This window comes from Halopenitus persicus, from assembly GCF_002355635.1.
Lineage (GTDB): Archaea > Halobacteriota > Halobacteria > Halobacteriales > Haloferacaceae > Halopenitus > Halopenitus persicus_A.
In genome coordinates, this window is record NZ_AP017558.1 from 979,916 (window position 1) to 999,822 (window position 19,907).

17 protein-coding genes are annotated in these 19,907 nt (G+C 63.6%); 6 read left to right on the top strand and 11 right to left on the bottom strand.

The window, feature by feature from the left end:
- The first annotated feature begins 101 nt into the window (after positions 1-101).
- Both CPZ00_RS04740 and CPZ00_RS04745 read left to right on the top strand, forming a co-directional pair.
- Positions 102-1,364: an MFS transporter gene (locus tag CPZ00_RS04740; RefSeq protein WP_096389862.1), complete on the top strand. Its 1,263-nt coding sequence runs from the start codon at positions 102-104 to the stop codon at positions 1,362-1,364.
- A 200-nt stretch (positions 1,365-1,564) separates the two neighbouring features.
- The gene (locus CPZ00_RS04745) at positions 1,565-2,323 is read left to right on the top strand and encodes a type I 3-dehydroquinate dehydratase (RefSeq protein WP_096389863.1); all 759 of its coding nucleotides are present in this window, start codon (positions 1,565-1,567) and stop codon (positions 2,321-2,323) included.
- 7 nt (positions 2,324-2,330) lie between these two features.
- Here CPZ00_RS04745 and CPZ00_RS04750 read toward each other — a convergent pair whose 3' ends face one another.
- The 6 genes from CPZ00_RS04750 to CPZ00_RS04775 all read right to left on the bottom strand — a co-directional run bounded on the left by CPZ00_RS04750 (position 2,331) and on the right by CPZ00_RS04775 (position 9,821).
- Positions 2,331-3,281, bottom strand: a complete 951-nt coding sequence (locus CPZ00_RS04750; protein WP_096389864.1) for a homoserine dehydrogenase — start codon at positions 3,279-3,281, stop codon at positions 2,331-2,333.
- Complete coding sequence (locus CPZ00_RS04755; RefSeq protein ID WP_096389865.1) at positions 3,278-3,811, bottom strand: amino acid-binding protein; 534 nt, start codon at positions 3,809-3,811, stop codon at positions 3,278-3,280. The genes CPZ00_RS04750 and CPZ00_RS04755 overlap by 4 nt, the downstream gene beginning before the upstream one ends.
- Positions 3,812-4,345: 534 nt before the next feature.
- Positions 4,346-5,983: a sodium:solute symporter family protein gene (locus CPZ00_RS04760; protein WP_096389866.1), complete on the bottom strand. Its 1,638-nt coding sequence runs from the start codon at positions 5,981-5,983 to the stop codon at positions 4,346-4,348.
- Between the two features lie 234 nt (positions 5,984-6,217).
- Positions 6,218-6,616, bottom strand: a complete 399-nt coding sequence (locus CPZ00_RS04765; RefSeq protein ID WP_096389867.1) for a Rid family hydrolase — start codon at positions 6,614-6,616, stop codon at positions 6,218-6,220.
- A gap of 26 nt (positions 6,617-6,642) precedes the next feature.
- Entirely contained in the window at positions 6,643-8,592 is a 1,950-nt protein-coding gene (locus tag CPZ00_RS04770) for an FAD-dependent oxidoreductase (protein ID WP_096389868.1), read from the bottom strand.
- A gap of 413 nt (positions 8,593-9,005) precedes the next feature.
- Positions 9,006-9,821, bottom strand: coding sequence for an IclR family transcriptional regulator (locus tag CPZ00_RS04775; protein ID WP_096389869.1), 816 nt, complete (start codon positions 9,819-9,821; stop codon positions 9,006-9,008).
- Between the two features lie 377 nt (positions 9,822-10,198).
- Between CPZ00_RS04775 and CPZ00_RS16010 the strand changes: the two genes are divergently transcribed.
- Positions 10,199-10,333, top strand: a complete 135-nt coding sequence (locus CPZ00_RS16010) for a hypothetical protein (RefSeq protein WP_269845487.1) — start codon at positions 10,199-10,201, stop codon at positions 10,331-10,333.
- A gap of 223 nt (positions 10,334-10,556) precedes the next feature.
- Positions 10,557-11,189, top strand: coding sequence for an IS6 family transposase (locus CPZ00_RS04780; protein ID WP_096389870.1), 633 nt, complete (start codon positions 10,557-10,559; stop codon positions 11,187-11,189).
- A gap of 431 nt (positions 11,190-11,620) precedes the next feature.
- On the opposite strand, the gene CPZ00_RS04785 is transcribed toward CPZ00_RS04780, so the two are convergent.
- Entirely contained in the window at positions 11,621-13,033 is a 1,413-nt protein-coding gene (locus CPZ00_RS04785) for a glycerate kinase type-2 family protein (RefSeq protein WP_096389871.1), read from the bottom strand.
- Between the two features lie 179 nt (positions 13,034-13,212).
- Positions 13,213-14,772 carry a phosphoenolpyruvate carboxykinase (ATP) gene (locus CPZ00_RS04790; protein WP_096389872.1) on the bottom strand — a complete coding sequence of 520 codons (1,560 nt, stop codon included), beginning with the start codon at positions 14,770-14,772 and terminating at the stop codon, positions 13,213-13,215.
- 364 nt (positions 14,773-15,136) lie between these two features.
- On the opposite strand from CPZ00_RS04790, the gene rdfA reads away from it, so the two are divergent.
- Both rdfA and CPZ00_RS04800 read left to right on the top strand, forming a co-directional pair.
- Positions 15,137-15,742: a rod-determining factor RdfA gene (rdfA, locus tag CPZ00_RS04795; RefSeq protein WP_096389873.1), complete on the top strand. Its 606-nt coding sequence runs from the start codon at positions 15,137-15,139 to the stop codon at positions 15,740-15,742.
- Positions 15,743-15,858: 116 nt separating this feature from the next.
- Entirely contained in the window at positions 15,859-17,805 is a 1,947-nt protein-coding gene (locus tag CPZ00_RS04800) for an archaea-specific SMC-related protein (protein ID WP_096389874.1), read from the top strand.
- A gap of 208 nt (positions 17,806-18,013) precedes the next feature.
- Here the strand turns inward: CPZ00_RS04800 and CPZ00_RS04805 are convergent, their stop codons facing one another.
- From CPZ00_RS04805 to CPZ00_RS16120, 3 genes are all read right to left on the bottom strand, one after another.
- Complete coding sequence (locus CPZ00_RS04805; protein ID WP_096389875.1) at positions 18,014-18,778, bottom strand: enoyl-CoA hydratase/isomerase family protein; 765 nt, start codon at positions 18,776-18,778, stop codon at positions 18,014-18,016.
- Positions 18,779-18,853: 75 nt separating this feature from the next.
- Positions 18,854-19,327, bottom strand: a complete 474-nt coding sequence (locus CPZ00_RS04810) for a hypothetical protein (protein WP_394338436.1) — start codon at positions 19,325-19,327, stop codon at positions 18,854-18,856.
- Entirely contained in the window at positions 19,228-19,722 is a 495-nt protein-coding gene (locus CPZ00_RS16120) for a VOC family protein (RefSeq protein ID WP_394338428.1), read from the bottom strand. Before CPZ00_RS16120 ends, CPZ00_RS04810 begins: the two co-directional genes overlap by 100 nt.
- Positions 19,723-19,907 lie beyond the last annotated feature (185 nt).

Genomic DNA, 19,907 nt, shown 5'->3' on the forward strand with positions numbered 1-19,907 from the left:
CTCCGTTGCTCCCGTCTTCCGGCCCGTCACTCGGTCCCGTCTTCCGGAACGGATCGCCCGGACCGATGGATATACCGCCGTCCGTCGAGGAGCCCCGATGAATGACCGCCGGTAAGCGAGCGGCCGATCTTCGAGGAGTTGCGGCGGACCTGTGGGCCGGCGGGCGCGGACCGATCCTGGTCGCGGTCGCGGGCGGATGGTTCCTCTCGATCGGCGTCCGGATGGTCTATCCCGCGATCCTCCCGCAGCTCCGGGCGGATTTCGGCTTCGACCTCACCACCGCCGGGCTGCTCGTCACGGCGTTATGGATCGCATACGCGATCGGCCAGCTTCCCGGCGGCATCCTCGACGATCGGTTCGGCGCCAGGCGCGTCCTCGTGGCGAGCACCACGGTCTCGGCGACGGCGCTCGTGCTGGTGGTGACGGCGCAGTCCACCGGTGTGCTGTTCGCGGCGACGGTCCTGTTCGGCCTCACCACCGCCCTCTACGGCGTCACGCGGTTCACGATCCTCTCGAACAACTACGCCGACCGGGCGGGCACCGCCATCGGCGCGACGATGGCCGCCGGCGACCTCGGAAACGCCCTGTTGCCGCCGCTCGGCGGCGCCCTCGCGGTCGCGATCGCCTGGGAGACCGGGCTCGGCTTCGCGATCCCGGCGTTCCTGGCGGCCGCGGTCGTGATCTTCCTCGTGATCCCGTCCGACGGTCGGTCGAACGGGGCCGCGTCCGGCGACGACGGCCGGTCCAACGGGACCGGATCCGACCCCGGGGTCGTGAGCACCGCCCGGACGCTCGCCGGGGTCATCCGAAAACCGTCGGTGCTCGTCGTGACCGCGGCCCAGCTGCTCGGCTACTGCGTCTGGCAGGGGTTGACGGCCTTCTATCCGACGTACCTCGTCGAGATCAAGGGGATCCCGCAGACGACCGCGACCGCGCTGTTCGGCGTCTTTTTCGCGCTCGGGATCGTCTCGAAGCTGGCCGCCGGGTCGGCCTACGACGTCTACGGGATCCGTCGCTCGCTTCCGGTCGCGCTCGGGTTCGGAGCGGTCGGGATCGGGATGCTGGCGCTCGTGGAGGGGACCCTCGCGGTCGCGGCCGCCACCGTGGTCGCCAGCGGCATGCTCGGCTACGCGACGATCACGCTGACGGCCCTGACGGGCGCGTTCCCGGAGACGGTCCAGGGGACCGGGCTGGGGCTGCTGCGAACCGGGTATATGGGCGTCGGTGCGGTCGCCCCGACCGTGATCGGCGTGCTCGCCGACGCGGACTACTTCACCGAGGCGGTCCTGCTGTTGGCGCTCGTCGCCGGCGTCGCCGCCCTGATCGCGCTCCGGATCCCCGGCGGAACCGGCGACGCGACGTGAGAAGACACGCCGGCCGCGGTGCAGACGCCCGAACGCGTGAGCGAACGTCCGGCCGCGTGAGCGAACGTCCGGCTGCGTGAGCGGACGGCCGACCACGTGAGCGGTTTCGGCGATCGGGCACAGCGACCGGCGATTCAGCCACCCGACCGCAGTCGGGTGATGCTCAACATTTATGGTCGGGAGCGGGCAACTCCCGGTATATGATCCCCGACGAGTTCGCCCTCGCGGCCACGACGGACGACCTGTCGCGGGAGGCGGACGCCCGGGACGCGGCCGATCTCATCGAGTTCCGGATGGACGTGGCCACGGACCCGATCGACCAGCTTGCGGCCTACGAGGGCGAGCTGCCGATCGTCGCGACCAACCGCAACCGGTGGTTCGGCGGGCACGCGCCCGACGCCGGCCGACTGGACGCGCTCTTTTCGGCGTCCCGATTCGACGACGTCGTCCTCGTGGACGTGGAGCTCGAGACCGCCCGGGCCAAGGAGTGGATCGTCGACGACCTCCGGGAGAACGGGGTGGACGTCATCGTCTCACACCACGATTTCGAGTCGACGCCCGACCGGGACGTCCTGGCGGCGATCGTCGAGGAGTGTGCCGACTACGGCGATATCGCGAAGGTCGCGACGTTCCCGACCGACCTCGCCGACACCCTCACGGTGTTGGACGTGGTTCGGGAGGCCACGGCCGCCGGCCGGTCAGTCGCGGGCATCGCGATGGGCGAACTCGGCAGCCACGTCCGGGTGATCGGCCACGTCTACGGCTCCAAGCTGGGGTACGCCCCGCTCGTCGACGACGAGGGCGACTACGCCCCGGGGCAGATCCCGCTGCGCGAGCTCGCGTCGCTCGTGGAATCGACCCGCGTCGAGGGAGCGTCACCCAAGCGGTTCGGGGGCGAAGGGGTCAACGGACGCGAGAACGACGACGTCGCGGCGCCCGGCCCGACGCGACCCGAGTGAACGAGGTTCAGCTTCGGTCGAGCCGGCCGACGTCGGCCAGGATCGCGCTTGCGGTCTCGGGACCGCCGGCGCCCAGCCCGGAGACGTTCAGCTGGCCGGCGTGTTCAGTCTCGAACTGCACCGTGTTGTAGGTCCCCGTCGGCGCGAGCGCCGCGTTCTCGGGGACGAGCCGCGGCCCGACGCGGACCTCGCCCTCGCGAACCTCCACGATCAGCCGGACCGTCCGGCCGTCCTCCCGGGCGAGCTCGAGCACGCTGCCGGGGATGTCGACGATCCCGTCGACCTCGGCGTCGTCGAGCGTGTACTCCCGGTCCTCCGAGAGCACGTTCGCCAGGATGACGCCCTTGAGAGCGGTGTCGGTCCCCTCGACGTCGAAGGACGGATCGGTCTCCGCGACGCCCAGGTCCTGGGCCTCCGCGAGGACGTGCTCGTAATCGAGCCCCTCCGCGGCCATCCGCGAGAGCACGAAGTTGACCGTTCCGTTCAACACGCCCCGAACGGCGGTGATGTGGTCGGCCCCGACGTCGGCGATGGTCGAGAGCACCGGCATCGCCCCGCCGACGGTGGCCTCGAAGAGGACGCGTCCCTCGCTGTCGGCCTCCAACTCGCGGACGTCGCCGTACCGCTCGGCGACCGGACCCTTGTTGGCCAACACGACGTGGCGGTCGCGGGTCAGGGCCGCCTCGACGTGGGTCATTCCCGGCTCCGCGTCGCCGAGCGTGGTCGGCGTCGCCTCCACGAGGACGTCGTAGGGGCCCGAGAGGGCGTCCTCGGGGTCGGCGTCGCCCACGATCCCGTCGGTCCGCTTGCGGTCGAGCACCGCGTCGACGTCGAGTCCGTCGGCGTCGACGGCTGCGCTCCGCGAGTCCGCGAAGGCGGTCACGTCGTGGCCGTACTCACCGGCCAGCTCGACGACCGACGACCCGACCGCGCCGGCGCCGATGACGGCGAGCCTCATCGGTCGCCCTCCGTGGTGAGCGGCTCGATGAGACGCAGGTCCTTCTCGTCGGCGACCTCGCGGACTCCCGCGAGCACGGTGCCGGTCGCGCCCGACTCGGCGGCGATCTGCAGGCGTGCGCTGGAGGTGTCCGCCGTCCCCTCGGGGGCCGACAGCGAGACGTCGGTCACCGTGGCGTTCGCCGACGCCTGGATCCGCTCGAGCGTGTCGGAGAGGTCGGTCTCGATCACGTGCCCGGAGAGCACGATCGTCAGCGCCTCGCTGTAGCGCTCGGTGCCCGCCTGCACCACGTTGATGCCCGCCTCGTGGAGGGCGTCGACGATCTTCTCGAAGCGGTCGGGGGTCGCCTCGATGTCGACCTCGACCGGGATGTGTCCGCGCGGGGTGACGTTGCCGCGCTCGTGGAAGATCGACAGGAGGTTGCCGCCGTTGTCGGCGATCGGGCGCAGCGACCGGAGGAGCTCGCCGGGCTCGTCGACCAGCTCGAGCCGAAGCGTGTACGCCCGGATGTCGTTCTGGGAGTCACTCATCGGCCGACCACCGTCCGTTCGCGAAGGCGTTCATTACCGGTATCCAGTCGTGGGACTCGTATAAGTATTGACTTTCCAGGGAAGAGCCGTGCGTTCACGTCGGTTATGAACGGCACGGTCAAACCGACCTTCCCCGTTCCGAATGCGTCCCGATCGGTTCCTCTCAGGTCGTCGTATATCCGTTTCGCACCAACCAATCAAGGAGGGCTGCAACCACCAACAGTACCCCTCCATAATAAATAACGAACAGGAGTTCACCGGAAACAGTCATTTGTACCTTATAGTTGTAATATCGATCATTTATCTAACACACCAATTAGTATAGATTTCATTGCTGATCTCGGTTGGCACACCATATCAAGGGTATAGCGCACAAACTATAAAAACATTTTGGCTTATGGAAGGAGATCAACCAGTAGACCGGAGATATACGAGCAGATTTAGATGACTTTCTCAGATTGATAAGATATTTTGTAATAAAAATTTAATTATATATTATAATTTCTGTCGTCTAAACATTATTTCGTGAGCTGTTCAGAGTAATCCCGCATAGGGCGCATAATAGAATACGGCCAGTCCGACCGACAGGAGCACCGCTCCGACGATCGTCACCCGCGTGTAGAGCAACGTTCGACCGATCTCCGCGGGGGAGGCTCCACCGACTCCCTCTACCATTTCCGTCCGGCGTTCCCGTTCCGACGGGGTCGGTCCGTTGACATAACTCCCGAGGACTACCGCGGCGAGACTGACGAGGAAGCCCAGAATCTCGGGCGGGAGGTACGTCGGGAGCGTCAGAGACCCATACTCAACCACTCCTTGTAAGCCGATGATGGTGACGAACCCGAGTGCGATCCCCCAGAGCGCTCCCGTCTTCGAGACCCCCTTCCAGTGGACGCTTGCGAACGCGATCGGCCCCCAAGATGCCGCGAATATCGACGCAGCAAAGTATCCGATCCACAGGACTGCGGGCGGCTGATAATAGGTGATCCCTAGGACGACGACCGCAAACAAGACCACGAACAATCGACTGAGAGCGAGGTAATCGTTACCCGTTCGGTCGTCGATCGTGGAGAGGTCCAATACCTCGAAGACGTCGTTCGTGAGGCTGAACCCGATAAGCGACAGGAAGGTGGAACACGAAGACATACCCGCGGCGACGATCCCGCTGAGAACGATGACCCCCAACCAGACGGGGAGCATATTCTGTGCGGCCCAGATGAACACGGTGTCCGTCGGCGTGATGTCCGGATTCACCAACGATATCGACGAGACGCTCAGATGCAGGGTCGCGTAGATCGCGGCGATAATGAGCATCGTTGCAACCCCCGAACGGAGGATCGTTTGTTCGCTTTTCGCCATAATGTACCGACTCGTTTGCCAGGGGCTCACGGCGACGACGACCATCCAGACGATCCCGAAGGTGATCGCGTACATAAGCGATCCCCACTTATTTGCGTAATACGCACCGTCGCCCGTTATCGTCCCGTGCCAGCTCAGAATACCAGGGCGGACGGTCGACTCGGACAGCTGGTAGATCACGTTCGGCCACCCTCCTGCCGAGTCGATGATGAACGGAGCTGCAACGATGGCAGCAAAGGTAAATATGAGGAACATAATCGTGTCCGTGATCACGACTCCCTGCGATCCCGAATAGAACGTGAAGCCGACGTAGGCGCCGACGACCAGTATCAGACTCGTAAGATAGCTGAATCCGGTAACATCGGCAACGAGCAGCGAGATTCCCTGTGACACTGCAATGAGATAGACGCCAAGCCCGATGATCAAGGTGAGAGCGGAGACGAGCTGCACCCGCCCCGAATCAAACCGCTCCCCGAAGTACTCCGGGAGCGTAAGCGGTTTGAGTTGATAGATATACCGTCCGAAAAAGTACGCTCCGATCACGTATCCGGAGACGTTCAAAACCACGAGGATCAGGAGAACGATCGGGTATCCGTTATAACTGTAGCCGACCTCCCCGAGGAACGAAACCGTGCTGAGAAACGACGCAACGAGCGTGCCGACGATCAATAGCGTCGGAGCGTTTCGGCCCGCAACGTAGTAATCCTCAACGTCTTTAACGAGTCGTCCCGCGTACGTCCCGACCGCGAGATACAAAATCAATGATGTAATTATTCCGATGACGAACCAATTAAGCCACTCTGTGAATGGCATAGACAACCATATAGAACAATAGTTAATAAATCTTTTGTAGATAAATGTTTATAAATGAATCCAACACAGGGAGAACGATGCGCGGACTAGGGTGGTGGATAGTGGCGCCAACCGTTCGCCGAATCGGTCGACGTAGTTCGAAGCGCGTCGATCCGGAAGTTCCACCACTTCGTCACTGTCCGGGTACACCAAGCGAAATCGGCGGACTGGAGTTCGCGATCTCGCTCGACTCGATCACTCAGGTACCGCTGCAAGCGCCTCGATCTCGACCAGCAACTCCGGCATTGCGAGTTCGTCCAACACTGCAAGCATTCCGGTCGGGTGCGGCTCGGAGAGGTATTCGTCGCGAACCGCTTTGACCGTATCGTAATGCGATCGATCCGTGATCGAGTAGCGAAGCTTGATCACGTCGTTCATCGTTGCGTCAGCCGCGTTAAGCGTCCGCTCCAGGTTATCAAACGACTTGCGCGTCTGTGCCTCCACGTTTCCCTCACCAACGACTTGTGCGTCGTCATCAAACGCCACCTGCCCGGCAGTGACTATCAAGGAGTGATCCGCAGGTACCGTGATGACCTGTGAGAATCCTGCGTTTTCTTCCCAATTCGTTCCCGTGTGGTGTGTAGTGAAGCTCATTATGAGATCGTATGCTTTCGGTCGGCTCAGATGTTCGCGGCGGTTTCGAACGCTTCCCAGACGGCTTCATCGAGCGACCGTGGTGACCAACAGTCCCCGATGCGATGTATCGATGCGTCCAGATCCGTACAGTTGCGATACGTGTCGACGTCCGCCTTGCCGCCGTGTGAAAACACCAGCGTGTCGATTCCTGACCGACGTTCGGTCGTCTCGTTGAATTGATTCCGGAGCACGACCCGATCGTCCTCGATGGATCTCACTTGATAGTGAGGAGTCATCGTTACGTCGTCCGCGTACAGATCCCCGAGGAGGGTGTTCTGAACGTACTGTTGTACCGACTCACCGGGCGTATAGGCGGCGGTAACGATCTCGACGTCCGCGCCGGACTCGGCGGCTTCCCGTGCAACGTCAAGTGCGGCTTGATTACCGTTCCAGTCGGAGATGAGAACGGAGTCGCCGAACGGATCCGCCTCGGAGAGCGCGTCGGTTGCAGTTCGGACCGTGATCGCGTCCGAACCCGAAACGTCCGGCAACCGAGGTCGTGCCCCCGTTGCGAGAACGAGCTCCTCGAAATCATATTTCTCGGCGTTTTCTGCCCTGAACTTGGTCCCGTATTGAACGGTAACGTCGTGACGGTCGAGCCGCGATTCAAGCGTCCGTATCCACTCTCGATAGCGGCCACGATGATCCAAGTCGGCGTACGCGTTGATCTGCCCGCCGAGGTCATCGGTTGCTTCGACGAGCGTCACGTCGTGACCCCGCTTTGCCGCGGTCGTTGCAGCAACGAGACCGGCGGGACCGCCACCCACGACGAGAACCGGTTTTTCCGTCTTCGCCGGAGTGAGATCACCGTACTCTGCTTCACGGCCCGTCTTGGGGTTGATCGTACAGCGAATCGGCAACCCATCCTGATATCTCCCGATACAGCCTTGGTTACACGCGACGCACGGAATGACGTCCTCCAGCTCTCCGGATCGTGTCTTCCGTGGAAGCTCCGGATCCGCGATCAGGGCTCGGGTCATACCGACGACGTCGGCACCGGTTTCCTCGATGGTCTCGACCGCCTTCCGTGGCGTGTTGATACGTGACGTCAGGATCGTGGACCCCGAGACGAGTTCATCGATGACCGCGCCCGGAGACTGGGTGAGTGCCTCGGATTCGGTTGCCGGCGGAACGATGTAGCTGCAGCCCTTCTGCGTGCTCGAACTGCCGACGACGACGCTCCAGTAATCCGGCGTTGCACGGTTCTCGATGTGTTCGATGATGGGAACCGTGTCCTCGAACGAGAGTCCGTCGGTGGAGGCTTCGCTCGCACTCAGCCGCAACCCGACGACGAAATCGTCGCCCGTCCGTTCGTGAATTCGGTCGACTATCTCGACGGTGAATCGACATCGGTTTGCAAGGCTGCCCCCGAACTCGTCATCCCGCGAATTGACCTTCGAGCTCCAAAACTGGGCGGGAAGATACGAGTGGGACCCGACGATTTCAACGCCGTCCAGTCCCGCTCGCTCCATTCGGACCGCAGCGTCAACGTACGCCGAGATCATCTCCCGGACTTCGTCCGTTTCCATCGGCCGCGGAATGACGTGGAGACGATCGGTCGGCTCGTCCGAGGCCGACAGCGCCGGTGGCGCATAATCCCCGGTATACCGTTCGCGACCGCCGTGGAAGAGCTGCGTCAGGACACGAGTCTCCGTCTCGTGCATTCGATCGGCGAACGCGTCGTACGCGTCGACGATCTCGTCGGTGCTCGCATCGATGGTGTGGTCAGTTAGTAACCCACTCTGGTGAACCGCGTGAGCCTCGAGAACCACCAATCCGGCTCCGCCGCGGCCGCGTGCCAGGTGATACTCGTAGAAATCCTCCGTCGGGAGATGGTCCTCAACGAGCGTGGTCTGATGGCCCGAACTCATAATCCGATTCGATATCTGAATCGGACCAAGCTGTGCCGATTCAAACAGTGTATCGTATGTCATCTGAACTGTATCTCGTTCATACTTTCGGGATCGCCCGATCGTTTTGACTGCTGTTCATACTCCGTGAGACGACCTGTCGTAGGTGCGTTTCATATATATAAGTTTCTCCAATCAAGCCGTCAAACGCATCCGACACGAAATCGTCGAAGGGTGACGGCAAACGGACGGTGACAGCAAGCGGTTGCTTGTGATGTGATCGATCCTAATTTCGATTTCGTGGACTCTTAAATCACCCCCGTATGGCAATCAGTACCGAATCAACGCCGGCAGCGATAATTGATCGTGGGACATCGACTGATCCGGCGGTGCCGGTAGGAGCAAAACCAACGAATAACGATGACAATGGAGTTCGGTATTTCACTACCGTTATTATGTGTAACGTTACCGTGGGTGGTGGCGATCAAGGAAGACCCTCAGAATTCGGTTTCGTTGTATGATAATCGCTGAAATGAGCCGTGATCGCCGATCCGATCCTCGAACTCTTCGACATATTTGCCGATCTTCCGCGGGAGGCGCTGATTCAATTCCTCCTCCGTCGCTCGAAATATGGGGATACAAACAGTTATCGCACCGAGTACGGTTCCGTCGCCGTGCCGGACACAGCGGCTCACCGCACAGAGTCCTTCTGTGAACTCCTCGCGTGAAATCGCATAGCCCTGCTCACGGGTCGCCTCGACCTCGGCGATCAATCCATCAATGGTAGTTATGGTTTCGTCCGTGTAGGCCGGGAGATCCTGCCGGTTCGCAAGCTCTCGAATCCGATCGTTAGACATCTCGGCGAGGAGTGCCTTTCCGGCAGCCATCGTGTGTAACGGAAAGTACAACCCTTCGTGTTGAAACTGAAGCGATCCGCCGTATCGGATCCGTTCGTCGTTTGATTCACAAACGATCATCCCTCGCCCGGCCATCTCGACGACGAACTCCACGTCCTCGTTGACCTCGGCTTCCAGTTCGGAGACGATCTCCCGCGCGACGGTGAAATACCGTCGTTCGGCTTGGACGTATTCCCCTTTATTGTAGAACATAAGGCCGAGCAGATACTGCTCCCCGCGCTTGGCGAGGTATCCGTGATCAACGAGTGTATTGAGATGTTTGTGAACCGTGCTCTTCGACAGATCGAGATCATTCGTGATCTCCCGTACGGTCGCTCCATCGTGTTGCTGAATGTATTCGATAAGGTTGAGCGATCTCGCAGTCGTCGTTACGCCGTTCTTGGTTTGCTCCTGCATATCCGAACATATTCCTCCAAACTAATAATAGTGTACATATATCGAACGCATCTTCTCAACCGGGTGCGTTAAATTACATACATATATCCGTAATCCTTGACGGCTATCATCGATCGCCGCTCTCCAACCCCAGAACCCAAACGGCGTCCGTTACTGTTTACTCGATAGGTTTGGATTCCCATTCCTGAAACTAGTAACGTGGAACGCACTTCAGAACTGGGATTACCGCGACACGGTGCTGGCCATCTGTACGCTCGCGCTGTTCGTCACGGTGTTCGGCCGGCTCGGCTCAGCCCCGTGGCCCCGGAAATATCGATCAGGTTCGGGTCTCGAACAGCCGGATCGGGCTCGCCTTGTCGGGGATATGGCTCGCGTACGTGCTCACGAAGTTTCGCCAATACGGCGTGCTCGTGGACTCGTTCGGCTGGGACGTCTTCGTAGGGAGCTTCGCCGAACTTCCGGCGATCGGTGACCCGCTGCTCGCCGACAACGAGGCACTTGGATACGGATAATGGACGGACAGGTGGAACCTAGCGACGAGCGGTGAACGCAGCAGCAAAGCCGACGGCTCCGGAGATCGGCGGGTTCGGTCGGGTCTCGATCGCGAAGTAATCACGTATTAAATAACTGTAAAATAGTACTTACCTATAAAAGTAGTTTAAATTAAATAAATTCCAGAACGGTCATATCCGCGGTGTTAAATTAAGCACGAGGCGGTCGAATTTTCAGAGTCCTATGGCCGAAACCGACCGACTCACCGGATCTACCGAGTGGATCGACTTGGAGTTTGTGGAGCGAGAGCGGACACCCCGCGAGACCATTGAAAAGGGTATTCGCCACCACCTTGCAGGATTATCACTTTCGAATACAGTTGTGTGGCTTGAGGATTTGGGTGTCGAACGGAGTCGAACTGCTATTCATAACTGGGTTCAGAAGGCTGATCTACAGCCAGCTGGCGGTGAAAGCCCGGATCGCGTTGCTGTCGATCAGAAGGCGATCCGGATCAATAATGAGCAGTACTGGCTGTATGCTGCGGTCGATCCAGAAACCAATAGAATTCTCCATTCTCGACTGTTTCCAACGTATACGATTCCGATCGGTCGCGAGCTTCTGGCCGAATTAGCTGAGAAACACGATGTCGACGATGCGCTGTTTCTCGTTGATGACGACGACGACCTCAAAGGCGCGCTTCGACGAGAGAATCTTCGCTTCCGCGTCGAGATCCACGGCTTCAGAAACGCAGTTGAACGTGTCTTTCGAGAAATACAACGAAGGACATCTTCGTTTTTAAACTGTTTCAGCCACGTCGACCCACCGACCGCGGAAACGTGGTTACAAGCCCACGCCGTCTGGTGGAACTATGCTTAAGTTAACACCGCGGTCATATCGTCATCGAGTTCTCCTGGGAGACGCCGATCATCGACGAGGGCGAACGGAAGCGATCTGGCGGTATCAACGGTAAGCTGCTCATTCGGGAATTCACAGAACGTCTCTCGATAATGGATGGGAACCATGGTCGCCGATGCCGAAGGGTGGAAACCGAAAGTTTGGTATACAGCGCTTTGCCGGCGTTGAATGACGTATCCACCGCTTGCGGCGGATCGAATTCCGATATCCGTTCGTCGATTCTGAGCCGATCAGAATACGCTTGCGTATACATTTCCATTTAATATAAACTATATATTATAAAAGAATTTTAAACATATAACACGAGTAGATCACGAGGGGGGATCACGACGGGAACGAACGTCAACGACCACGAAGCTGACGCGAAAACACCGGTTACTCCGACACGATCGTCACTCCGGCACGATCACGACTCGGAGGTCGTTGACGTTCGTTCCCGTCGGTCCGGAGACGAGCAGCGCGTCCCGTTTCTCGAGGAACGGCAGCGCGTCGTTGTCGGCCAGCCGCGCTCGGGCCTCCCGGAGGATGCCGTCCGTCCCGTCGTCGGAGGCCGCCCCGTCGTCGGAGACCGTCCCGTCGTCGGTCCGCGTCGGGTCATCGTCCGGAACCGTCGTCTCCGTGACGATCGCGCCCGCCGCATCGGTCGGGCCGTCGATCCCGTCCGTGTCGACCGCGGCGAGCGTCGCCCGGTCCGCCAGTTCGATCGCGGCGCTCAACGCGAACTCCTGGTTCGGACCGCCCGTTCCGTCGCCGGCGATCGTGACCGTCGTCTCCCCGCCCGAGACGAACGCGGCCGGCGGGTCGAGCGGCGAGCCGGAGCGGCGGATCTCCTCGGCGATCGCGACGTGGGTCTTCGCGGCCTCCCGGGCCTCGCCGCGGACCGACGCGGAGAGCAACAGCGTCTCGAACCCGGCCGCCTCGCAGGCCTCGACGGCGGCGGCACAGGCGGTCCGGTTGGTCGCGAGGACGTGTGTGGATACTGCCTCGACCGCCGGATCGGCCGCGGTCGGCGTCTCGGGACGATCCCCCTCGATCCCCGCCCGAAGCTGCCGGCGGACCGAGTCGGGGACCTCGACGTCGTACTCCGAGAGGACCGCGAGCGCGTCGTCGTACGTGGTCGGATCGCCAGCGAGCGGGCCGCTAGCAACCACCGCCGGGTCGTCGCCAGTCACGTCGCTTAGCAGGAGTCCGACGACCGTCGCGGGCGCGATCTCGCGTGCGAGCCGACCGCCCTTGATCGCCGAGGCGTGTTTCCGGACCGCGTTGATCCGCTCGATCGGCGCGCCGCTTGCGAGGAGCGCGTCGGTCAGGGACGCCAGTTCGTCAGTCGTGATCCCGTCCGCCGGGGCGGTCAACAGCGCGCTGCCGCCGCCGGTGATCGGCGCCAGCACGAGCGTTCCCTCGTCGCTTCCGCGTGCCCGCTGCAGAAGTTGCCGCGTCCCCGCGGCGTTGGCGTCGCTCGGAACGGGATGGGTCCCCTCGACGACCTCGACCGGCCCCGCCGAAACCGGATCGTCGGTGACGACCACGCCGCCGTCGAGCCGGTTCCCGAGCCGGTCGGCAAGGGCCCGGGCGAGCCGCCCGGCGGCGTTGCCGCCGCCCAGCACGATGACCTCGTCGTAGGCGGCCAGATCGTACCGGTCCGTGCCGATCCGGAGCGAACCGCCCGCGGGGTCGGTGCCCGAGACAGAGATCAGCTCGTCGACGACCGTCTCGGGGCGGGCGGCGTCGATCCCGGCCGCGATCGCCTCGAGCGCCGTCCTGCCGGCGCGTGAGTCGCCGGCCGCCGGCATCGGATCGAACATACTGCTGCGTCGCCGTGTCGAGTGAAAAGCGTTGTTCCGAGTCGGTCGATGGCGGCGAAGCGATAGCGGGTAACCGATGGCGTCGAAACCACAGGAAGGCAGATGATGGCGGCGAAACCGTAGGAAGACAGCTGATGGCGGCAATGCGGGACGGCGAATGACGGCGAGCCGCCGGCCGTTCAGTACAGCGCGTCGGCGATCGAGTCGTCGAGGTCGTCGAACCGCTCGAGGTGCGCCTCCCGCTCCCGGCGGAGCTCGGCGAGCCGCTCCTCGTGGTTCTCGAGGTTGCTCGCGACGTCGAACCGGCTCACGTCCATTCCGGGCACCGCCGCGGGCACCGTCAGACCCGTCGCCTCGTCGGGCGTCCACTCGACGGTGCCGCGGGCGATGGACCGCAGCAGGGTGATCGTGTCCTCGACGCCGACGTCGACGTCGCCCACGCTGCCGGTGTTGAGCACGTAACAGTCGACGTCCAGGTCGGCGATGAGGTCGCGGAACCGGTTGCCCTCCTCGCCCTCCGACCCGACGATGAAGGGGTTGGTTCCGACGACGCGGATCGACTCGCCGGCCGCGGTCGGGTCGCCCGCGCTGGTCTGGATCGACTCGCCGAGCATGAACGCGACCGCCGCCTCCTCCGGGGTGAGCTTCGCGACCGGCGGCATCGCGGGGTTGCGCGTGATGAAGAAGACCTGGTCGACCGTCTCGAGGTCGACGTCGTCGCCGGCCGAGGAGAGCTCCTCGCGCTGGATGATGGCGCGGCCGTTCGTCGTGTATCGGTCGCTGTCGAAGTCGACCGTGCCGTCCTCGGCGACGTCGACGTTCTCGAGGATCGCGCTCTCGTCGGTGGTCGCGTCGTACATCGCGGGCTCGGTCTCCGGATCGAGCCCGTGTGTCTTCACGAACAGGCCCTGTCCCTCGCTGCCCGCCACGGAGCCGTCGGGCAGCAGAGCACAGACGTCGTCCTGGAGCATCGTCGCGTCCTCGGGCTCGTCGAGCCAGAGCCCGTGGGCGGTCAGCGTCGACTTGCCGGTTCCGGACAGGCCCAAGAAGAGCTGGCCGACCGTCTCGAGCCCGTCGGCCGCGTCGGCGTCGATCGCCTCACCGGCGTCATCGACGGGCGACTCGACGCCCTCCTTCAGCAGCCGAACCCGCTTGCTGCCGGCGTGGAGCCCGAGCCCGCCCTGCCGTTTCGCGTAGTACATGAACAGCCGGAGGAAGGACTTCTTCGCCTCGCCGGTGTAGTCGCTGCCGACGACGGCGGTGAACCCCGCCTCGGGCAGGATCCGGACGGCGACCTCGTCCCAGTCGGGGATCTGCACGGTGTAGAAGTCGGGCTCACGGTCGCCGTCGACGGGCTCGAAGAGCTTCGCGACCGCGAGCGCGATGCGTCCGTACGCCTTCGGAACGTAGTACCGACAGACGTAGGTGTTGTCCGGATGCCGGCCAACCTGGCGGTCGAGACAGACCATCTCGGCGTCCGCCGCGAACTCGACGACGTCGGCGACGAGTTTCTGGTCGGTGGCGTCGAACTCGTGGTCGATCGCGTTCGTCGTCGCGTCGGCGTTTCGCGAGCGTTCCCGGCTCACGTACGAGGGCGACCCGAACTCCGTGGTCGTCTCGAGGTCGCGAGAGAACGATCGCAGTCGTTCCAGCGACGGGTTGTGGATGACGTTCTCGGCTGTCTCCGGGTCCGGGAGCGCCGAGGATGGGTGCCGAGCCGCCATCAGTGGCTTGGACATCGTGTCTATATACGGAACAGCAAGGCAGATAAATCTGTATGGATCCCCGCCGTGTTCCGATCGGTATCGACCCGCACGGGTACCTGAGTCACACCGGGCGGGTCGTGAATCCCACCGGAACGGGTCGTGAATCCCACCGGAACGGGTCGTGACCTCGTTCGATCTCTCCGGAGCGGGTCGTGCCCCCGTCAGCTCACCGCCGGCCGAGAACGCCGGGGTCACGGCCCGAAGATCGGGGCGTGAAATATGAAACGTATCCGGTCAGTTCCCGAATTAGTAATTATTCAAACAACATATACTAAAATGATTAATCGATCGGATTTACACCGATATATTTGTAATCCCCCGTGTCGAACGTGGCCCCATGAGCGAGTCATCGCGGCCGAACACCAAGGTCGCACGCGTGATCGACAAGTACGACCTCGCCGGCAAGGGGGCGGAACTGGAGGACGACTGGACGGGCGCCACGGGGGACCGGACGAGTCTCCGGGACCTGGCGGACGAATTCAACCGGTCGGTGCTCGAGGCGGCGCTCAGACAGGCGGGGGAGGCGGTCGCCGAGACGGACATCGACAGCGCCTACCGAACGCTCACCGGGGACGACGTCCCACGAGCCGACGAGATGCGCAAGCGACGCGAGCTCGAGGGATCGGGCGTGGACGTCGACGACGTCCTCTCCGATTTCGTCACTCATCAGGCCATTTATACGTATCTGACTGAGTACCGGGAAGCCGAGCTCCCCGACCGGTCGGAGAACCTGCTCGAACGAAAGACCGAGACGCTCGAGCGGCTGCAGGGACGGACGACCGCCGTGACCGAGTCAACCATCGAAACGCTCGTCTCCGGGGACCAGCTCACCGACCGGGAGTACGAGGTGTTCGTCGACGTCCGGGTCGTCTGCAGCGAGTGCGGGACCGACTACACCGCGAGCGAACTCCTCCGACGCGGCGGGTGCGACTGCGGGACGTAGGCTCGCGCCCGACCGCGAGCGCCGCCGGCCGGTCGTGAGGGCGAGGGACCGATTTTCGGCGTCGCGACCGGGTCGAGAGGTGAACAGTTATCAATGAGGAGTTCGTTACGCCACCAATGAGCAGTCAGGATACACCAGCGCGGGAAGTCCGCGTGGCAGCCGAGAACATCGGGGGTATCGATTCGGACGAGCTGACGCTTTCGCCTGGAATCACGGTGTTGAGCGGACGGAACGCGACGAACAGGACGTCGTTCCTCCAGGCGATCATGGCCGGCCTCGGCAGCGAACGCTCCTCGCTGAAGGGCGACGCCGACGAGGGGTTCGTCGATCTGGAGATCGGCGAGGAAACGTACACGCGAACGCTGACGCGGCACGGCGACCAGGTGTCCTACGGCGGCGACCCGTACCTCGATGACCCGCAGCTGGCCGACCTGTTCGCGTTCCTGCTCGAGAACAACGAGGCGCGCCGCGCCGTCGAGCGCGGCGACGACCTCCGGGATCTCATCATGCGGCCGGTCGACACCGCCGACATCGAGTCGGAGATCACGGAGCTCGAGCGCGAGAAGCAGCGCATCGACTCCCAGATCGACGAGTACGAGCGCCTTCAGAGCGAACTCCCGTCGCTCGAGACGGAACGCAGAGAGATCGAAACGGAGCTGGAGGAGGCGCGCGCGGAGCGCGAGGAACTCCAGACGGCCATCGAGGAGGCGGACGTCAGCCTCGAGGAGAGCCGGTCCCAGAAGCGCGAGATCGAGGAGGCGTTCGACCGGCTTCGGGAGGGCCGGTCGGATCTGGAGGACCTCGAGTTCGAGCTGGAGGCCGAGCGGACGACCCTCGAGGACCTGACGAGCGAGCGCGACGTGCTCGAGTCGCGGCTCGCCGAGGCCGAGGCGGCCGACGAGGACCCGGAGCGGCTCGCCGGGCGCATCGAGGAGCTCCGAAACCGTCAGCGTGCGTTGAACGAGACGCTCAGCCAGCTCGGCAGCGTCATCAGCTTCAACGAGGAGATGCTCGAGGGCGACGGCCTCGACCTCGAGGAGGCGGACGTCGCGGGCGACGGCGGCACCGGCGAGCTGACCGACCAGCTCGTCGCCGCGGAGGACCGAACGGTCTGTTGGACCTGCGGATCGGAGGTAGAGTCCGACCGGATCGAGACGACCGTCGATCGACTCCGCGAGCTCCGGACCGAGAAGCTCAGCGAGCGCAACGAGCTCCAGGAGCGGATCAACGATCTCACCTCCGAGAAGTCGGAGATCGAACGGAAGGAGCGCGAGCTCGACCGCACCCGGCGCCGGCTCTCGGACGTCGAGACCGAGATCGAGACCACCGAGGAGCGCATCGCGGACCTCGAGGAGCGCATCGAGGACCAGGAGGACCGCGTCGAGGAGCTCGAGGCCGAAACCGAGACCGTGGGCGGGGAGTACGACGAGGTGCTCGAGCTCCACCGCGAGGCGAACGAGCTCGACCTCCGCATCGACCGGCTCGAGTCCGATCTGGGGGACATCGACGATCAGATCGAGGAGCGCGAAAGCGCCGAGGAGCAACACGAATCCCTCCAAGAGCGGCGCGAGGAGATCGCCGACGAGCTCACCGAGCTCCGGACGCGCGTCGACCGGATCGAGGAGGAGTCGGTCGAGTCGTTCAACGACCACATGGCCTCCGTCCTCGAGGTCCTCGAGTACGACAACATCGAACGCATCTGGATCGAGCGGAAGACGCGGAACGTCCGCGAGGGACGCCAAAAGGTGACCAAGAGCACGTTCGACCTCCAGATCGTCCGCGTGGCCGAGGACGGAGCAACCTACCGCGACACGATCGACCACCTCTCCGAGAGCGAGCGGGAGGTCATCGGCCTGGTGTTCGCGCTCGCCGGCTACCTCGTCCACGAGGTCTACGAGGAGCTGCCGGTGATGCTGCTTGACTCCCTCGAGGCGATCGACTCCGACCGGATCGCCCGCGTGGTCGACTACTTCGAGGAGTTCGCCGACTACCTCGTCGTCGCGCTGCTGCCCGAGGACGCCGACGCGGTGGTCGACGCCGGGACGTCCGTCGCGGAGTTCTGATCCGCGGACCGTGAGGCGGCGGGCGGCCGACGACTGGCTCCGCCGTCGACGCAGTACGGACGCCATTATATAAATAAAACATCAATGACTCGTATCTGATAGATATGGTCATCAAACGCCTATCCACCGACTTCCCACTCCGGGTGACGATCGTCGAGAGGCGGGACGATCGGTCGACCCGACGGCGTGTGCAAGGGACCCGATCCGGTCAGGAGAAGTCGGGGCTGCGTCCCTCGAGGAACGCCGAGACGCCCTCCTCGTGGTCCGAAGTCCCGTAGGCCAGCGACTGGGTCAACAGCTCCTGCTCGAGCGCCTCCCGCCAGTAGGTTCCCAGGTTCTCGTGCATGGCTCGCTTGGCGAGCCCGATCGTTTCGGAGGGCCGCTTGCCGAGGGTTTCGAGGAGGTCGTCGACGGTCGCGTCCAGCTCGTCCGCCGGGACGGCCTCGTTGATCAGGCCCAGCTCGGCCGCCTCCGCGGCGCCGAAGAAGTCGGCGGTGAACGCGAGCCGCTTCGCCGCCCGAAGTCCGATGAGCTTCGGGAGCAGGAACGTGCCGCCGGTGTCCGGCACGAGTCCGACGCGGACGAACGCGCACCCGAAGGTGGCGTCGGCCGCCGCGTACGCGAAGTCGCTGACGGCGGTGACAGCCAATCCGGCGCCGACTGCGTCTCCGTTCACCTTCGCGACGATGGGAACCGGGCTCGTCATCGCCGCCTCGACGACGCGCCCGAGCGTGTTCTGGACGCGCTCGAAGGACTCGGCGGCCGTCTCCTCGCGGGCGGCCATGGCCTCGATGTCGCCGCCCGCGCTGAACGCGTCGCCCTCGCCCGTGAGCACGATCGCGTCGTGGTCGGCCGTCGACGCCCCGTCGATCGCCGACGCGAGGTCCCGTGCAGCCTGTTCGGTGAACGCGTTCTTCGAATCCGGGCGGTCGAAGGTGACCGTCCGAACCCCGTCACCGTCGGTAATACGCATATCCGATCCCTCGGATCGCTGGGTGAAAAGCGTTCGCAGACGCGGTCGGGTACTCCGTCGCGTTCCCGCCCCGCCTCACGTTCTCCCCTCACCTCGAGGCCCCGCCTCGGTCGTATGGCCGACCAGGCCCAGGTATCGTCGACCGACGGGGTCGGTGAGCGGCAACCAGTCGACGCGTCGTCCGGCCATCGATCCGGTCTCGAGGTCGTCGAACCGGTCCGTCACGCCGGGGTCGCTCCCGAGGAGGTACGCGACCGGAAGCGGTCCGAACGCCTCGAGTCGCTCGGCGAGCCAGCCATCGTCCCGCGGGCTGGCCAGCGCGACCGGCGCGTCCCCGAAGACGGCGACGTCGGCGTGAAGCCGCTCGACGGAGCCACGAACCGGCGCGTCGAGATCAAGGGCGGTCCGCAACCGGTCGACGGCGGCAGCGAGGTCGCGGACGCCGACGATCACGGAATCGACTCCCGACACCGGGGCGGACGCCAGATCGCCGGTCGGCTGGACACGACGGGTCCGTGGCGTGCGATCGCTGATGAGAAACGGGAGCAGCGACCCCGGGTCGCCGTCGCCGAGGAACGTGAGGTCCCATTCCACGAGCACGCCGTCCTCGCGTCGGCGCTCGTACGCCGTGGGACCGTCGACGACGATCCCGCGGTCGCGAAACGTCGACGTTGCGGCCGCGATGTCGTCGACCCCGGCGCCCACGCACACGGGCCACCGTTGCGGCGGATCGGCTCGTCCCACCAGGGCGACTCGAGCCCCGGTTCGACAGTCGAAACGAGTTCGAGGTAGCTCCCGTCGCGGAACCCGACGATCGACATCTCGGTGACGCCGTTCGAGTGCGTCCCGCCGTATTCGGCCGGAAGCCCGGCCGCGGTGAACGCCGCGGTGAGCTGCTCGAGGTCCCGTCCCGCGATCGTCACGTGGTCGATCCGGAGGTCCATACCGGGTGGCCTCGGCGGGCAAGCAAATGCGTTTCGGGGCCATCGAGCCACGACATCAGGCCACGACGTCGCGCCACCGGACCACGACCACGGTCCCCGCGTTCGAGCTGGCCGAGGCGAATCGCGTATGAAAAGTAAATTAACCGCTGACGCTCCAGAGGAACACGAGAGCACCTCACGCCAAC